The following is a 15,836-nucleotide window of genomic DNA, read 5'->3' as shown; positions in this document are numbered from 1 at the left end:
AGCGCCGCACGCGTTGACGCTCCGGCGCTGCACGCCTAGAGACCGGTTGAAAAACCTTGCCGCGGCCCGCCTTCGGGCCGGCAAATGATTTGGAAACTGTGACATGGCGGGATCAAACATCATCGATCTCAACCCCGAGCTGTTGGCGGCCGCGACCGAAAGCAAGGCGTGGCCCTTCGAAGAGGCCAAAAAGATCATCGAGCGCTACAAAGGCGCCGACTTCCCGCAAACAATCCTGTTCGAGACCGGCTACGGGCCGTCCGGCCTGCCGCATATCGGCACGTTCGGCGAAGTGGCGCGCACGTCGATGGTGCGCCATGCTTTCCGCGTCCTGACGCAGGATAAGGTCGCGACCAAGCTTCTGTGCTTTTCCGACGATATGGACGGCATGCGCAAGATACCCGACAGCGTGCCGGACCGCGCCGCACTCGAGCCGCATCTGCACAAGCCGCTGTCGTCGGTCCCCAACCCCTTCGGCGGCGACTATGCCAGCTTCGCCGACCACAACAACGCGATGCTTTGCCGCTTCCTCGACACGTTCGGCTTCGACTACGAGTTCGCCAGCGCGACGCAATACTACAAGTCCGGCCGTTTCGATGCGATGCTCAAGCGCGCCGCCGAACGCTATGAGCAGATCATGGCGGTGATGCTGCCGACGCTCGGGCCCGAGCGGCAGGCGACCTACAGCCCGTTCCTGCCGATTTCGCCGAAGACCGGCCGCGTGCTTTACGTGCCGATGAAGCAGGTCGACGCCAAGGCCGGCACCATCACCTTCGACGACGAGGGCACCGAGACCACACTTTCGATCACCGGCGGCCGCGTGAAGCTGCAGTGGAAGCCGGATTTCGGCATGCGCTGGGCAGCCCTTGGCGTCGATTTCGAAATGTTCGGCAAGGACCACCAGACCAATGCGGTGGTCTACGACCGCATCTGCAACATTCTGGGCGGACGGGCGCCGGAGCATTTCGTCTACGAACTGTTCCTCGACGAGAACGGCCAGAAGATCTCGAAGTCGAAAGGCAACGGGCTGACCATCGACGAGTGGCTGACTTATGCGCCGACCGAAAGCCTCGGGCTCTACATGTACCAGCGGCCGCGGCAGGCCAAGAAGCTGTATTTCGACGTCATCCCGCGGGCCGTGGACGAATACTATACGTTCCTCGCCGCCTATCCCCGGCAGGACTGGAAGGAACGGCTGGGCAATCCGGTCTGGCATATGCATGACGGCAACCCGCCCGCGATCGACATGCCGGTGCCGTTCTCGCTGCTGCTCAATCTGGTCAGCGCCTCCAACGCGCAGAACAAGGATGTGCTGTGGGGGTTCATTTCACGTCATACGCAAGGCGTGACGCCAACGACGCATCCCGAGCTCGACCGGCTGGTCGGCCATGCGATCCGCTATTTCGACGATTTCGTGAAGCCGACGAAAACCTTCCGGCCCGCCGACGAGGTCGAGCGCGAGGCGCTGGCAGCCCTCGACGAAGCGCTTGGGGCGCTGCCGGCCGACGCCAGTGGCGAAGCGATCCAGAACGCCTCGCTCAACGTCGCGCGCAGGATTGAGCGCTATCAGGATCATTCCAAGCAGAGCCCGGAAGGCGGCCCCGGCGTATCGGGCGCCTTCTTCCAGATGATCTATCAAGTGCTGATCGGCCAGGAGCGCGGCCCGCGCTTCGGCTCGTTCGCAGCGCTCTACGGCGTTGCCGAGACACGTGCGCTCATTGAGCGGGCGCTGGCTGGTCAGCTGGCTTGAGCACGCCGTCGACCTCTTCCAGGATCGAACCCGGCGCCTGAGGCGCCTGGCGTGGCGCGGCCGGCATCGCCGGCATGCCGGACAGATCGGGCGCCGATCCGAAAATGCCCTTCTTCGCCGTGCGTGCCTTGTCGCCGGCCTCGACATAGGGTCCGCCCTTGGCGGCGCGCGCCCAGCCATTTTCGACCAGCCACTGACCGACATCCTGCTTGCCGATCCGGCACTCGGCTGCGATCAGGTCGCGGCCACCTTCCGGCGGCACCGTGCAGACCACCGCGCGACCGCGCAGGAAGGCGCGGAACGCCGTCCGCGCACGGACGCCGCATGGCCAGGTTTTGCCGTCCTCGCTGCAGGTCTCGTCCTGCCTGACGATGTCGATGCCGGAAACCGCGACCGAGTAGCCCTTAGCCTCGATCAGTCCGGCGGCCGGCGCAACCGGCTGGAACAGCTTTGTGCCGTTCCAGTCGTCGGGCATTTTCGGCTTGGGCGGCACGGCCAGCGCGAGCTTGCTCAACGGCTCGCGCGGCTCGACCCGTTCAAGCCCCTCGGCGGGCAGTTCCGGGGGCGCGACGATTTCGGGATCGATCGCCCTCGAATGCGGCGCCGGCTTTGGCGGCTGCGGGGCTGCTATGGCCGATGTGGCCGGCTCCTGCGGCACCGTCCCGGCAGCCTGCTGCGCCATCGTATCGGCGCCCGGATCAAGCTGGTCCACCGTGATGACGCTTTCACTCCCTTTCAACGTGCGACCGCCAGTGACGACCATGGCCGCCATCACAGGGACCATCAGAACCGCCAGCGCATGATGGAGAAGCCGCACCAGCCGGACCTATTGGCTTGCCCAGACAATCCGCGCCACCCACTCGACATCGCGCATGGGAATGTCGCGGTCGGGATGATCGGGATTGAGCGAGACCAGCGCAATCGACTTGACGGTCTGGCGCTCGAGCACCTTGGCCATCACCTCGCCTGATGTGGTCTTGACGACGACGCGATCGCCCTTGCGGGTGACGGCGCCCGGTTCGACGATGAGGACGTCGCCATTGCGGTAGAGCGGCAGCATGGAATCGCCTTGCACCTGCAGCGCGTAGGAACTCTCGGTCGATTGCGCCGGCAGTTCGATCAGATCCCAACCCTGCCCGACTGGAAAGCCGGCATCGTCGAAGAAGCCGCCGGCGCCGGCTTGGGCAAAGCCGAGCAACGGCACGGAGCTTCTGCGGGCGACCGAAGCGGCATGGCTGGTCGAAGCACCATTGCTGATCCCGGGCCGGCCTTCGATCAGACCGGTGAATTCGTCGAGTGAGGCGCCCGTAGCCTCGATGATCTTGGCCAGCGATTCGGTCGAGGGCCAGCGTGGTCGGCCATCCGACGACAAACGCTTCGACTTGTTGAAGGCAGTGGAATCGAGCCCCGCACGCTTGGCCAAACCCGAGGCCGAAAGCGAATAACGCTTGGCAAGAGCATCGATGGCAGCCCAGACTCGGTCGTGCGAGAGCATGCTCGCTCTCCTTCGGTGCAGGAAAAAATACCTTTCCCTTCTAGTCTTGGAATGTCGTTTTGTCCACCGGTCGTGGAGTGGTTGCAAACGTTTCCGTCGATCGCGGAAAGTCCGACTACCGGGATCGATCGACGCCCTTGGCCAAGCTGCGCAGACCCTGGTGCGATGTCATGAAAATCCGCTCCGTTTGCGTCGGTGGCCGCGGGTTCACGGCACGACCAAGTGCCGCAACGACCTCGCCAATCTCAAGAAAGTTGCGAGCCTTGCGATCGTAGACGCCGGCTGTCGTCAGGATCAACGCGGCCGTCTCGCCATTGTCGAGGACGAAGCGGTGCTTGCCTACAACCTGGGTGCCTTCCCAGGTCTCGATCGAGGACACCACTTCGAAGCGGCGCCACAGCCTGATCTCGCGTGCATAGACCGCTTGCAGTCCGCCCATCATCGGCGCCCAGCCATTCTTCCTTGCCAGCGTGATGAGGCCTGCACGAACAAACAGGTCGATGCGGCCGAGATCGGCCAGCATCATGTAGCGCGCATTGTTGAGATGGATGTTGAAATCGATGTCGGTCGGCAGGCAGCGGAAAGCCAGCCGGCCTTCGCCGCCCATCACATAGGGGCCACGGCTGTGTGCCGTGGCCATCATGCGCACCATGCGCGCCCAGACATACATTGCAGCGCCCCATGTCCTCTTGGACGCGCAAAGGTCGCTGCAAGACGCTTGATTTTGCCCATGCGTCAGGCTGCCTGCTTCACGTCGCCTTTCGCATAGGGATCGAAGCGCTGGTAGAAGGTCTCGCCTTTCTCGGCCATGTCGAGCAGCAGCTTGGGTGCCTTGAACTCGGCGCCGTATTTCTTCTGCAGGTTCTTGGCGATCTTGACGAACGCCTTGGCGCCGATGCCGTCGATGTAGGACAGCGCACCGCCGGTGTAGGGTGCGAAGCCGAAAGCGAGGATCGAGCCGACATCGGCCTCGCGCGGGTCGGTGACGATGCCTTCTTCCATCACCCGCGCCGCTTCCAGCGCGATGGTGACCAGCAGCCGCTGCTGCAGTTCCCCATAATCGGCCTTCTCGGGTGCAAGCTGCGGATAGAGCCCCCTGAGGCCCGGCCACAGCTTCTTCTTGGCGGGCTTTGCCGGGTAATCGTAAAAACCCTTGCCGTTCTTGCGGCCGAAGCGGCCGTGATCGTCGACCATGGCGTTGATCAGCGCCATCTGCTTGGGATCGACCGCCTTGTCGCCCAGATCCCTGATGGTCTGCTTCATGATCTTCTGGGCAAGGTCGATGGCCGTCTCGTCGGTCAGCGCCAGGGGGCCGACCGGCATGCCTGCTGCCTTCGCCGCGTTCTCGATCATCGGCGCGGGAACGCCTTCGATCAGCATCTTGTAGGCTTCCGACATGTAGCGCAGCACGCAGCGATTGACGTAGAAGCCGCGCGTGTCGTTGACGACGATCGGCGTCTTCTTGATGGCGCGAACGAAGTCGATGGCGGTGGCCAGCGCCTTGTCTCCGGTCTTCTTGCCCAAAATGATCTCGACCAGCATCATCTTGTCGACCGGCGAGAAGAAATGGATGCCGATGAAATTCTTCGGCCGCGCAGAATTCTTCGCCAGGCCGGTGATCGGAATGGTCGAGGTGTTCGACGCGAAGATCGCCGATGGCTTCAGCACGGCTTCCGCCTGTTCGGTGGCGCTCTTCTTCACGCTCGAATCCTCGAAAACGGCCTCGACCACCAGATCGCAGCCGGCAAGGTCGGCATAGTCCGCCGTCGGCGTGATCAGCGACAGCAGTTTGTCCTTGTCCTCCGGCTTGGCGCGGCCCTTCTTGACCTGATCCGAGATCAGGCCGTCGGAATGCGCCTTGCCCTTGGCAGCCGACTCCAGATCACGGTCGAGCAGCACCACCGGGATGCCGGCCTTGGCAGTGACATAGGCGATGCCGGCGCCCATGAAGCCGGCGCCGAGAATGCCGATCTTCTTGAACTTGGTTTCGGGCACGCCTGCCGGGCGGCGGGCGCCCTTGTTCAGTTCCTGCAGCGACACGAACAACGAGCGGATCATCGCCGCCGCTTCCCTGGTCTGCATGATCTCGGTGAAATAGCGCTGCTCGATGCGCAAACCGGTGTCGAACGGCACCAGCAGGCCTTCATAGACGCATTTGAGGATCGCGGCGGCGGCCGGATAGTTGCCGTAAGTCTCGCGACGCAGGATGGCGATGGCCGGCGGCCACAGATTGAAGCCGGCGGGCGAATAGATCTGGCCGCCGGGCAGCTTGAAACCTTTCTCGTCCCAAGGAGCGACCGGCTTCAGGCCATTCCTGATCATCGCCTTGGCGGTCTCGACGAGCCTGGCCGGCTCGGCGATCTCATGGATCAGGCCCATAGACTTGGCCTTCTGCGGCGACAGTGTCTGGCCCGAGGTCAGCATCTGCAGCGCCTGCTGCTGATCGGTCAGCCGCGGCACGCGCTGGGTGCCGCCGGCGCCCGGGAAGATGCCGATCTTCACCTCGGGAAGTGCCATCTTCACCTTGTCGCTATCGGCGGCGACACGGCCGTGGCAGGCGAGCGACAATTCGAAGGCGCCGCCCATGCAGGTGCCGTTGATCGCCGACACCCACGGCTTTCCGCAAGTTTCCAGCTTGCGGAACAGGCCGGTCATCATGCCGGCATTGTCAAACAGCGCCTTGGTCGCCCTTTCGGCGTCCTTGCCCTTTTCCGCGGCGAAGGTCGTCAGCATCTTCTGCAACAGGGTAATGTCGGCACCGCCGGAGAAGGTGTCCTTGCCGGAGGTGATCACGGCGCCCTTGATGGCGGCGTCACCAGCCACCTTGTCGACAATGGCGTTCAATTCTCGCATCGCCTCTTCGGTGAAAACGTTCATCGAGCGGCCAGGCATGTCCCAGGTGACCAGCGCAATGCCGTCGGCGTCGATGTCGAGGGTGAAATTGGTGTAGCTCATCGTTTCTCTCCCCGTCAGACGCGTTCGATGATGGTTGCGGTTCCCATGCCGGCGCCGATGCACAGCGTCACCAGAGCCGTGTTGAGATCGCGGCGCTCGAGTTCGTCCAGCACCGTGCCGAAGATCATCGCGCCGGTGGCGCCGAGCGGATGACCCATGGCGATAGCGCCGCCATTGACGTTGATCCTGTCGTGATCGATGTCGAACGCCTGCATGTAGCGCAGCACCACCGAAGCGAAGGCTTCGTTGAGCTCGAACAGGTCGATGTCCGAGAGCTTCATCTTGGCGCGCTTCAACAGCTTCTCGGTGACGTCGACCGGGCCGGTCAGCATCAGCACCGGCTCGGAGCCGATGTTGGCGAAGGTACGAATGCGCGCGCGCGGCTTCAGCCCCATCGCCTTGCCGGCTTTCTTCGAACCGAGCAGCACGGCGGCGGCGCCGTCGACGATGCCGGACGAATTGCCGGCATGATGGACGTGATTGACCTCTTCCACCTCGGGATGCTTCTGCACGGCGACGGCATCGAAGCCGCCCATTTCGCCTGGCATGACGAAGGACGGGTTGAGCGAGGCCAGCGACTGCATGTCGGTCGACGGGCGCATATGTTCGTCATGGTCGAGGATGGTCAGGCCGTTCTGGTCCTTGATCGGGACGACGGAATTCTTGAAGCGGCCATCGGCCCAGGATTTGGCGGCGCGCTTCTGGCTCTCGACCGCATAGGCGTCGACGTCGTCTCTGCTGAAGCCGTATTTGGTGGCGATCAGGTCGGCCGAGATGCCTTGCGGCACGAACCAGCCGGGCAGGCCGACCGAAGGATCCATGAACCAGGCGCCGCCCGAGGCGCCCATGCCGACACGCGACATCGATTCGACGCCGCCGGCAATGACGATCTCATCGGCGCCCTGGGCGATCTTGGCGGCGCCGAAATTGATGGCGTCGAGCCCGGAAGCGCAGAAGCGTGAGATCTGCATGCCGGGCGCCTTGGTGTCGTAGCCGGCCTCGAAGGCGGCGGCGCGCGGAATGACCGAACCGGCTTCGCCGACCGGATCGACGCAGCCGAAGATGATGTCATCGACAGTGCCGGTGTCGAGCCCATTGCGATCGCGCAGCGCCTCAAGCGTCTTGGCGGCAAGCCGCACCGCCGGCACCTCGTGCAGCGATCCGTCCTTCTTGCCCTTGCCGCGCGGTGTGCGCACGGCGTCATAGACATAAGCTTCAGCCATTTGCTTGCTCCTTAGGTTTGCCTGATGTCGCTCTCAGAGAGAGCGGCCGATCAGCAATTTCATGATCTCGTTGGTGCCGCCGTAGATGCGCTGGACGCGGGCGTCGCGGAACATGCGGGCGATCGGGTATTCATTCATGTAGCCATAGCCGCCATGCAGTTGAAGGCATTCGTCGACGACTTTTCCCTGCAGGTCGCTGAGCCAGTACTTGGCCATCGACGCGGTCACAGGATCGAGGCCGCCGGCGATGTGGCGGGTGACGCAATCATTGTAGAAGACGCGGCCGACGGTGGCCTCGGTCTTGAGTTCGGCCAGCTTGAACTGGGTGTTCTGGAAATCGATGATCGCCTTGCCGAACGCCTTGCGTTCCTTGACATAATCAATGGTCAGCGCCAGCGCCCGCTCGATCATGGCAATGGCGCCGGTGCCGATCTGCAGCCGCTCCTGCGGCAATTGCTGCATCAGCTGGACGAAGCCCTGCCCTTCCTCATGGCCGAGCAGGTTGGAGGTCGGCACGCGCATGTCGTTGAAGAACAGCTCCGACGTGTCGTTGGCCTTGAGCCCGATCTTGTCGAGGTTACGGCCGCGCTGAAAACCTTCGACCTCGTCGGTCTCGACGACGATCAGCGAGGTGCCCTTGGCACCCTTCTCCGGATCGGTCTTGGTGACGACGATGATGAAGTTCGCAAGCTGGCCGTTGGTGATGAAGGTCTTGGAGCCGTTGATCTTGTACTGATTGCCATCCTTCTGCGCCCGCGTCTTGACGCCCTGCAGGTCGGAGCCGGCGCCCGGCTCGGTCATGGCGATGGCGCCGATCAGCTCGCCGGTCGCCAGTTTCGGCAGCCATTTCTTCTTCTGCTCCTCGGAGCCATAGTGGAGGATGTAAGGGGCGACGATCGAATTGTGCAGGCCGATGCCGAAACCGTCGACGCCGACATGGCCGATGGCCTCGATGATGGCGCTCTCATGCGCGAAGGTGCCGCTGGAGCCGCCATATTCCTCCGGCATAGAGGCGCAGAGCAGGCCGGCGGAACCTGCCTTCAGCCAGCTCTCACGATCGACCATCTCGTTCTTCTCGAACTCGTCGTAGCGCGGCGCGATCTCCTCCGACATGAAGCGATGCGCCATGTCGTAGAGCATGCCGACCTCGTCCGCCGCCCAAGCGGGCTTCGGAAGGCCAAGGATTTCAGCTGGGTTGGTCATGCTGGTATGATACTCCTCCCGACATGCATCATCGAAACTGAGGCCGGCGCACTGCCGCAGCGACCCCTCCCGACCCTTCGGGCCACCCTCCCCTCAAGGGGGAGGAGGACGCCGATCATCTTTAGAACGCTTCCGCCGGCAGTGCCATCAATGTGTCGGCGCCGCTCGAAATGCGGGCGAGATGCGCCGACGTCTCCGGCATGATCCGCTCCATGAAGAAGCGCCCCGTCACGACCTTGTTGTCGTAAAAAGATTGCGCGCCATTGGCGTCCGTCCTGCCAAGTGCCACCTTGGCCATCTGCGCCCACATATAGCCCAGAGCGACCAAGCCGAAGAGATGCATGTAGTCGGTCGAGGCGGCACCGGCATTGTCGGGCTTGGCCATGCCGTTCTGCACCAGCCACATGGTGGCGGCCTGCAAATCGTTGAGACCTTTCTGCAGCGCCTTGGTGAATGGCGCCATCTTCTCGTCGGAGCGGTTCTCCTCGCAGAACTCACCGACCTCCTTGAAGAAGGCCTGCACGGCGCGGCCGCCATTCAGGCCGAGTTTGCGGCCGACGAGGTCGAGCGCCTGGATGCCGTTGGCGCCTTCATAGATCATGGCGATGCGGGCATCGCGCACGAACTGGCTCATGCCGTGCTCTTCGATATAACCGTGACCGCCGAACACCTGCTGCGCCATGACGGCGTGGTCGAAGCCCTTGTCCGTGAGCACGCCCTTGATCACCGGTGTCATCAGGCCGGTGTAATCGTCGGCGGCCTGGCGGTCCTTGTCGTCGCCGGAGCGGTGGGCAATGTCGGACTTGATCGCCGTCCACAGCGCCAGCGCGCGGCCGGCCTCGTTGAAGGCCTTCATGGTCATCAGGCTGCGGCGGATATCGGGATGGACGATGATCGGGTCGGCCTTCTTGTCCGGCGCCTTCGGCCCCGACAATGAGCGGCCCTGCAAACGGTCCTTGGCGTAGCCGACAGCGTTCTGATAGGCGATCTCCGACAGCGACAGCCCCTGCAGGCCCACACCAAGGCGCGCCTCGTTCATCATCGTGAACATCGCCTTCAGGCCGCCATTGGCCTCGCCGAGCAGCGTGCCCTCAGCCTCGTCATAGTTCATGACGCAGGTCGAATTGCCATGGATGCCCATCTTCTCCTCGATCGAGCCGCAGGAGACGGTGTTCCTGGTGCCCGGATTGCCCGATGCGTCGAGCTTGAGCTTCGGCACGATGAACAGAGAGATGCCCTTGACGCCTTCCGGCGCACCCTCGATGCGGGCCAGTACCAGATGGACGATGTTGTCCGACATGTCGTGTTCGCCGGCCGAGATGAAGATCTTCTGGCCTGAAATTTTATAGGTGCCATCGCCGTTCGGCACCGCCTTGGTCCGCAACAGGCCCAGATCCGTGCCGCAATGCGGCTCGGTCAGGTTCATGGTGCCGGTCCAGGCACCCTCGATCATCCTCGGCAACCATGTTGACTTCTGCTCGTCGGTGCCGTGGGTGATGATCGCGGCGATCGCGCCTTGCGTCAGGCCCGGATACATCATCAAGGACATATTGGCCGAGACCATATATTCGGCGACGGCGGTATGCACGGCATAGGGCAGGCCCTGGCCGCCGAACTCGACTGGTGCGGCCAACCCCATCCAGCCGCCTTCGCGATACTGGTCGAACGCCTCCTTGAAGCCTTTCGGCGTGGTCACCGAGCCATCGTCGTGACGCACACAGCCTTCCATGTCGCCGACACGGTTCAGCGGATGCATGACGTTTTCGGCGAGCTTGGCGCCTTCGGCCAGGATCGCCTCGAGCACATCGGGCGTGGCGTCGGCAAATCCGGGAAGGTTCGAATAACGCTGATAACCCAGAACCTCGTTGAGCACGAACAGCGTATCCTGGACCGGAGCCCTGTATGTCGGCATGCTTTTTCTCCACCCTGCAAACCCGGTCCGAATGCCCCGAAGACAAGCCAGGGGCGGCATGCGGACCCATATTTAGGAGCGGGATAGCAAAAATTGACGTTTGCGTAAACGTCAATTTTTTCGATGCGACAAGATTCCCCGCCCACTGGAGCAATGAGCGTAGCGGCGCGACGTTGCGCAAGCCAGCGGCGAAAGGCCATGAGAGTGGGCCAGGACAACGAAAAGCCGCGTGGCAGGCCACGCGGCTCGACAGAACTCAGACAATCAGCAGACGACTTGGTCTGCCGCAAATCCGAACGGATTTGTTTTAGCTGGCGGCGCTCGCCTGTGGCGCCGAACGCTCGCTCAGCATCTGGCGCACCGCCGACATCGAGCCGCTCAGCTCGTTGATGGCGTCGTCGATCAGCGCCCTTTGCTTCTGCAGGCGGGCAAGCTGCTTTTCCGATTTGTCCAGCGCGAGCTTGAGCTGCTTGGCGTTTGAACCGGTCGGATCGTAGAGATCCATCATCTGCTTGACGTCACGCAGCGAGAACCCGACCTTGCGGCCGAGCAGGATCAGCTTTAGGCGGGCCTTGTCGCGGCGCGTGTAGAGACGGGTCGACCCGTCACGCTGCGGGTTGAGCAGGCCTTTGTCTTCGTAGAAACGCAGCGTGCGCAGCGTCACTCCATACTTTTTCGCCATCTCGCCGATGCGGACGAGGTCCTCGCCGGTTTCGGCAGATATATTGGTATTGGCCGCGGTCTCGCCGGCCGAGATAAGCTTCATGGTCACTGGCTTTCCCCGTCTGGTGGCGTCGCGGTCTCGGACCGTGCGTCGCCTGACTGGAAGCGGGGGCCTGCTTCCAGTCGTGGTTTCAACAAACAAATCGCAAACATGCGCTCAATGCGCCTTTTACGTTTACGTCAATTCTATACCGATTGCCGCATGATGACGCAAGGGCGTTCTGCGCGCCGCCCTTTATGCCGCACCGTCAGGCCGGCAGCCGGCATCCTTTCAATTTCTTAAGTTTGGTTAACGCGTTGTTTACCACGTTGGGGGAAATGTGGGCGCGTCGGCTACCCGTGTTTATCCTGTATCGAATTTTTCACGGTTTTTCGGAGCGCGGGCGAGAGCCCGGGAAGCTCGTCTTCCGCCGCGGCATCGCCGCCGGTCGCCTTCGTTCCGATAGGGACCTGGGGGAACTGGCCGCGAGCCAGCCATTCTGAAAGACGGACGCACCGATGAACAGCAAGCGGTCCTATCTCGACACACTCAATGCCGGCAGGCAGCGCAGGCCGCAGACCACGCTCGAGCAGTTGAACCAGTCGCTGGAGACACTGGAGCAGCGGCTGGAGCGGACGCGCGAGGATCCGGTGGCACGTCCCGAACTCCGCCAACCCGATCCACGCCAATATGGTGCCGATGCGCGCTATCCCGCAGCCCGGCCCGCTGGCCAGCAGCGCTGGTACGAGGACCCGCAGCCCGCGTTGCGTCCGAAGAGCCCGATTCAGGGAGCCGCCGCTTTCGAGCAGAACTATCAGGCCATTGCCCGCGACATTGATCGCGTGCGCGGCCAGGAGGACGGCGTTGCCATGGTCGGCAAGATCGCCGGCGAATTGCGCGGCATGCGCGAGGAATTGCGCCACCAGATGACCGCAGGCCTGCAGCGGGAATTCGAAGCGCTGCGCAAGGACATCGAGCGGGCTTTCCAGTCAGGGGCAAGGCCCGATGCTTCGGCCAAGGGCAGTGCTGAACTCGGTCTTGAGTTCGAGCGGCTTTCGGGCGCCATCCAGACACTGGCCGAGAAGAGCGACGACAGAAGCGTCAACATGCTGCGGCTCGAACTCGAACAGGTCAAAGCCGCACTCGAAACGCTGGCACGCGAAGAGAGCGTGCAGAAGGTCGACCGCCGCTGGGACGATTTCGATCGCCGGTGGACGGCGTTCGAAGACCGCGTCGACGCCGACCAGCGCAAGCGCTCGGACGACCCGGGCCTGTCTGCTCTGACCGCCCGGCTGGAACAGATCAGCAATGCCGTCAACAATTTGCCGGAATCGTTATCGCTGCGCTCGTTGGAGGAGAAGGTGCGCACGCTTGCCGGTGCTGTCGACCATTTCGCCAGCCAGCAGGACAATCGCGGCAGCGACACGCTTGGCATGATCGACGAGCGGCTGGACGAGATTTCCCGCGCCATCGTCGCATCCACGGTCGCCGCGCAAGCCAATTCATTCGACCACGAGGCTTTCGAGCGCATCGAGAGGCGGATCGACTCACTTGCCAGCCAGATCGAGGAAGTGGCGCAGGATCGTCCGGGCAACGCGGTCATGGACCGGTTGAGCACGCTGTCGGGCCGGGTCGACGAACTCGCCGGCCGCGCCAATCTGCCGGAGCAGGCGATGGAGCGCCTGGCCAAGCAGATCGCACTCATCGCCGACAAGATCGACCAGGCACCAGCCATGCCTGACGCCGACTACATCTTCCATGGGCTGGAGCAGCGCTTCGACGTGCTGTCGAGCATGATGGAACGCCGCCAGGGTGACGCCATCGAACAGGGCAACATGCTGTTCCGCGATCTCGAGCGCAGGCTGGATGAGGTTGCCGACAGGCTCGACCAACGCATGCCGCAGATCGACAGCGCCGGCATCATGGACGCCATCGATGCGCGCTTTACGGCGCTCGCCAAGCGTATGGAAACGCGTGTACCCGATCCCGCGGGCGAAGCCGCAATCCGCGGCCTGGAGAGCCGGCTCGAAGACATTTCAAGCCGGCTGGATGCGTCGGCCGCGCAGGTGGCCGGCATCGATCCGGCGCTGATCCGCAGCCTGGAAGCACAGGTTGCCGGCCTGTCCGCCCATCTTTCCAGGCCCAGCACCCCGCTGCCGGAATTCGAGGACATCAGCCCGCGTCTCAACGAAATTGAAAAGTCGCTCGCAGGAACCCGCGATTCCATCCTTGGCGCAGCGCGCGAAGCCGCCGAGAACGCGGTGCAATCACTTGCCGGTTCGAGCGCCAATACGACCGCTGTTTCCGGCCTCGCCCAGGATTTGAAGACGCTTGAAACGCTGACGCGGCGCTCCGACGAGCGCAATTCGAGAACGTTCGAGGCCATCCACGACACGTTGCTCAAGATCGTCGACCGGCTGGGTTCGCTCGAACCCGGCGAGCCGGTCGAGGCGATGAGCGAATTGCTGGATGCGGCACCGGTCGAGCCGAGCAACTGGCGCGGCGCGCGGCGACCCAAGATGGCCGTGGACGCGCCATCGATGGATATCGATCAGCCCCTGCCATTGACTGGGGACTTGGCCGATCTCGATGGCCGTGCCGCCGCCATCCTGCGCAACGAGCCGGGTGCTCGTAGCGATCTGGGCGGCCTGGGTATGGGAACGCGCACGCCGGCCGAAGCCGCAGCGGCTGCGGCCATGGCTGCTCTCGGCTCCGACACAATTGTCGAGAAGAACGAACAGGCGGGCGGCCGCAGGTCGATGTTCGGCGGACTGGCCCGCGCCTTCAAGGGCAAGAAGGAGGCGGACATCCCGCCACTGGCCGGCTCGGCGCCGAGTGCCCCGATCCCGAGCGTCGATCTCGACGAACCGCTCGATCCGAAAATGGCCAACCGGCCGCTGGAGCCCGGTTCCGGCGCACCTGACCTCAACGCCATCATGAAGCGCGTGCGCGACGAGCGCGGCCAGCCGGCCAAGCCCAGCGACACCGACGCCGCGAAGTCGGATTTCATCGCCGCTGCCCGGCGCGCGGCCCAGGCCGCGGCCGCCGAGGCCGATGCGCTGAAGCGCCAGTCGACGGTGACCGGACCGGTGAAGGCACTGCGGATCGGCGACCTGCTCAAGGCACGGCGCAAGCCGATCCTGATGGGGACAACCGCGATCCTGCTGGCACTGGGCGCCCTGCAACTGGGCAAGGCCTTCTTCGCCGATCCGGCCCAGGTGGCGAGCAACGATGTTGCGCCGATCGTCGCCTCGCAGCCGGTGCAGACCGCCTCGCTTGATGCCGCCGGCCAACCTAAGATGGACGCGCAGCCCGCGGCAGTGGAAAGTGCGCCTGACCACACCGTCAGGCAGGCCGAGCCGTCCGCACCGGCAACCAAGGACGACATGGCCGCGCAAAGCATGATTGCCACGCCGCCAGGCGCCGAGCCGTCGATGAGTGCCGCGCCGACCGCAGAGCCGGTTCCCGCGCCCGTCGCCTCGGTTACATCGGCTGATGCGAACCAAGCGGTGTCCGGGGAGACAGCCTCGGCTGCGCCGGCGTCGACCGTTCCGGTCGCCGCGGAAGCTGCCGACACCGGCGCCCAGCCTATGGCGGCTGAGCCGACTACCGCCAAGGATACCACGGGCGCGGTCCCGCCAGCGGACGCCTCGCCGGCGATGACGACGAAGTTCGACATTCCCGCTGACGCCGGCCCGGCCGCCTTGCGCGATGCCGCCGCCAGCGGCGACGCCAAGGCGCTGTTCGAAATCGGCTCGCGCTATGCCGAGTCACGCGGCGTCAAGGAAGACATGGCGGCAGCCGCCAAATGGTACGAGAAATCGGCGGAACTCGGCTTCGCGCCGGCCGAATACCGCATCGGAAACTTCTACGAAAAGGGCATCGGCGTCGCGCGCGACATCAAGAAGGCGAAGACCTGGTACCAGCTTTCCGCAGCACAGGGCAACGCCAGCGGCATGCACAATCTGGCCGTCTTGTTCGCCATGGCGGCAGACGGCGTGACCGACAATGAATCGGCCGCGCACTGGTTCCAGGCGGCCGCCGACGTCGGCGTCAAGGACAGCCAGTTCAATCTCGGCATCCTCGCCGCCAAGGGCGTCGGCATGAAGCAGAACCTCGAGGAATCCTACAAATGGTTCGCGCTCGTCGCCAAGACCGGCGACAAGGATGCCGCTGCCAAGCGTGACGAGATCGCCAATGCGCTGCGGCCAGAGCAGCTCGAACGCGCCCGCGCCGCGACCGAACTGTGGAAGGCCAAGCCGCTGGATGCGGCGGCCAATTCGGCCGACATTCCCGAATCCTGGCAGGACGGCGCGCCGCAGACGACAGCCAGCATCGACATGAAGAAGGCCGTCCAGAACATCCAGCGCATTCTCAACAAGAACGGCTACGACGCCGGCGGCGCCGACGGCAAGATGGGCCAGAAGACGAAGACCGCGATCATGGCTTTCCAGACCGACAACAAGATGCCGGCGACCGGCGAAGTCGATGAAAAACTGGTCAAGGCGCTGCTGGCGCGCAAATAACGGCAGAGGCGTCGTTTCCACGACGCCCTTGCCACACATTCGCCTGTTAACTGATTGAGATGTTTTTTG

10 protein-coding genes are annotated in these 15,836 nt (G+C 63.7%); 2 read left to right on the top strand and 8 right to left on the bottom strand.

Going from position 1 to position 15,836, the window contains the following annotated elements; all coding sequences use genetic code 11:
* The first annotated feature begins 103 nt into the window (after positions 1-103).
* A complete protein-coding gene (locus NP945_RS07325; RefSeq protein WP_256745958.1) occupies positions 104-1,750 on the top strand; it encodes a lysine--tRNA ligase in 1,647 nt (548 codons plus the stop codon).
* Here the strand turns inward: NP945_RS07325 and NP945_RS07320 are convergent.
* From NP945_RS07320 to NP945_RS07285, 8 genes are all read right to left on the bottom strand, one after another.
* Complete coding sequence (locus NP945_RS07320; RefSeq protein WP_372337959.1) at positions 1,716-2,567, bottom strand: thermonuclease family protein; 852 nt, start codon at positions 2,565-2,567, stop codon at positions 1,716-1,718. The two genes, NP945_RS07325 and NP945_RS07320, sit on opposite strands and share 35 nt — an antisense overlap.
* Positions 2,568-2,576: 9 nt before the next feature.
* Complete coding sequence (locus tag NP945_RS07315) at positions 2,577-3,245, bottom strand: helix-turn-helix transcriptional regulator (RefSeq protein WP_127268614.1); 669 nt, start codon at positions 3,243-3,245, stop codon at positions 2,577-2,579.
* A 115-nt stretch (positions 3,246-3,360) separates the two neighbouring features.
* Positions 3,361-3,915, bottom strand: a complete 555-nt coding sequence (locus NP945_RS07310) for a thioesterase family protein (protein ID WP_127807940.1) — start codon at positions 3,913-3,915, stop codon at positions 3,361-3,363.
* Positions 3,916-3,980: 65 nt separating this feature from the next.
* A complete protein-coding gene (locus NP945_RS07305) occupies positions 3,981-6,200 on the bottom strand; it encodes a 3-hydroxyacyl-CoA dehydrogenase NAD-binding domain-containing protein (RefSeq protein ID WP_256745957.1) in 2,220 nt (739 codons plus the stop codon).
* Between the two features lie 14 nt (positions 6,201-6,214).
* Positions 6,215-7,423: an acetyl-CoA C-acetyltransferase gene (locus tag NP945_RS07300; protein WP_127268617.1), complete on the bottom strand. Its 1,209-nt coding sequence runs from the start codon at positions 7,421-7,423 to the stop codon at positions 6,215-6,217.
* Positions 7,424-7,456: 33 nt separating this feature from the next.
* Positions 7,457-8,626, bottom strand: a complete 1,170-nt coding sequence (locus NP945_RS07295) for an acyl-CoA dehydrogenase family protein (protein ID WP_256745956.1) — start codon at positions 8,624-8,626, stop codon at positions 7,457-7,459.
* A 121-nt stretch (positions 8,627-8,747) separates the two neighbouring features.
* Positions 8,748-10,538, bottom strand: a complete 1,791-nt coding sequence (locus NP945_RS07290) for an acyl-CoA dehydrogenase (RefSeq protein ID WP_256745955.1) — start codon at positions 10,536-10,538, stop codon at positions 8,748-8,750.
* Between the two features lie 307 nt (positions 10,539-10,845).
* The gene (locus NP945_RS07285) at positions 10,846-11,304 is read right to left on the bottom strand and encodes a MerR family DNA-binding transcriptional regulator (protein ID WP_256746150.1); all 459 of its coding nucleotides are present in this window, start codon (positions 11,302-11,304) and stop codon (positions 10,846-10,848) included.
* 455 nt (positions 11,305-11,759) lie between these two features.
* Between NP945_RS07285 and NP945_RS07280 the strand changes: the two genes are divergently transcribed.
* Positions 11,760-15,767: a peptidoglycan-binding protein gene (locus NP945_RS07280; RefSeq protein WP_256745954.1), complete on the top strand. Its 4,008-nt coding sequence runs from the start codon at positions 11,760-11,762 to the stop codon at positions 15,765-15,767.
* The last annotated feature ends 69 nt before the right edge of the window (positions 15,768-15,836 follow it).

Source organism: Mesorhizobium sp. LMG17149 (assembly GCF_024518695.1).
In the GTDB taxonomy this organism is placed as follows: Bacteria; Pseudomonadota; Alphaproteobacteria; order Rhizobiales; family Rhizobiaceae; genus Mesorhizobium.
This window is presented reverse-complemented; position numbering and strand designations above follow the sequence as displayed.

Bases quoted from the DNA above. Each gene is read 5' to 3' on its own strand.
- NP945_RS07325 (WP_256745958.1), top strand. From the start codon at position 104: ATGGCGGGATCAAACATCATCGATCTCAACCCCGAGCTGTTGGCGGCC.
- NP945_RS07315 (WP_127268614.1), bottom strand. From the start codon at position 3,245: ATGCTCTCGCACGACCGAGTCTGGGCTGCCATCGATGCTCTTGCCAAG.
- NP945_RS07310 (WP_127807940.1), bottom strand. From the start codon at position 3,915: ATGTATGTCTGGGCGCGCATGGTGCGCATGATGGCCACGGCACACAGC.
- NP945_RS07305 (WP_256745957.1), bottom strand. From the start codon at position 6,200: ATGAGCTACACCAATTTCACCCTCGACATCGACGCCGACGGCATTGCG.
- NP945_RS07300 (WP_127268617.1), bottom strand. From the start codon at position 7,423: ATGGCTGAAGCTTATGTCTATGACGCCGTGCGCACACCGCGCGGCAAG.
- NP945_RS07295 (WP_256745956.1), bottom strand. From the start codon at position 8,626: ATGACCAACCCAGCTGAAATCCTTGGCCTTCCGAAGCCCGCTTGGGCG.
- NP945_RS07290 (WP_256745955.1), bottom strand. From the start codon at position 10,538: ATGCCGACATACAGGGCTCCGGTCCAGGATACGCTGTTCGTGCTCAAC.
- NP945_RS07285 (WP_256746150.1), bottom strand. From the start codon at position 11,304: ATGAAGCTTATCTCGGCCGGCGAGACCGCGGCCAATACCAATATATCT.
- NP945_RS07280 (WP_256745954.1), top strand. From the start codon at position 11,760: ATGAACAGCAAGCGGTCCTATCTCGACACACTCAATGCCGGCAGGCAG.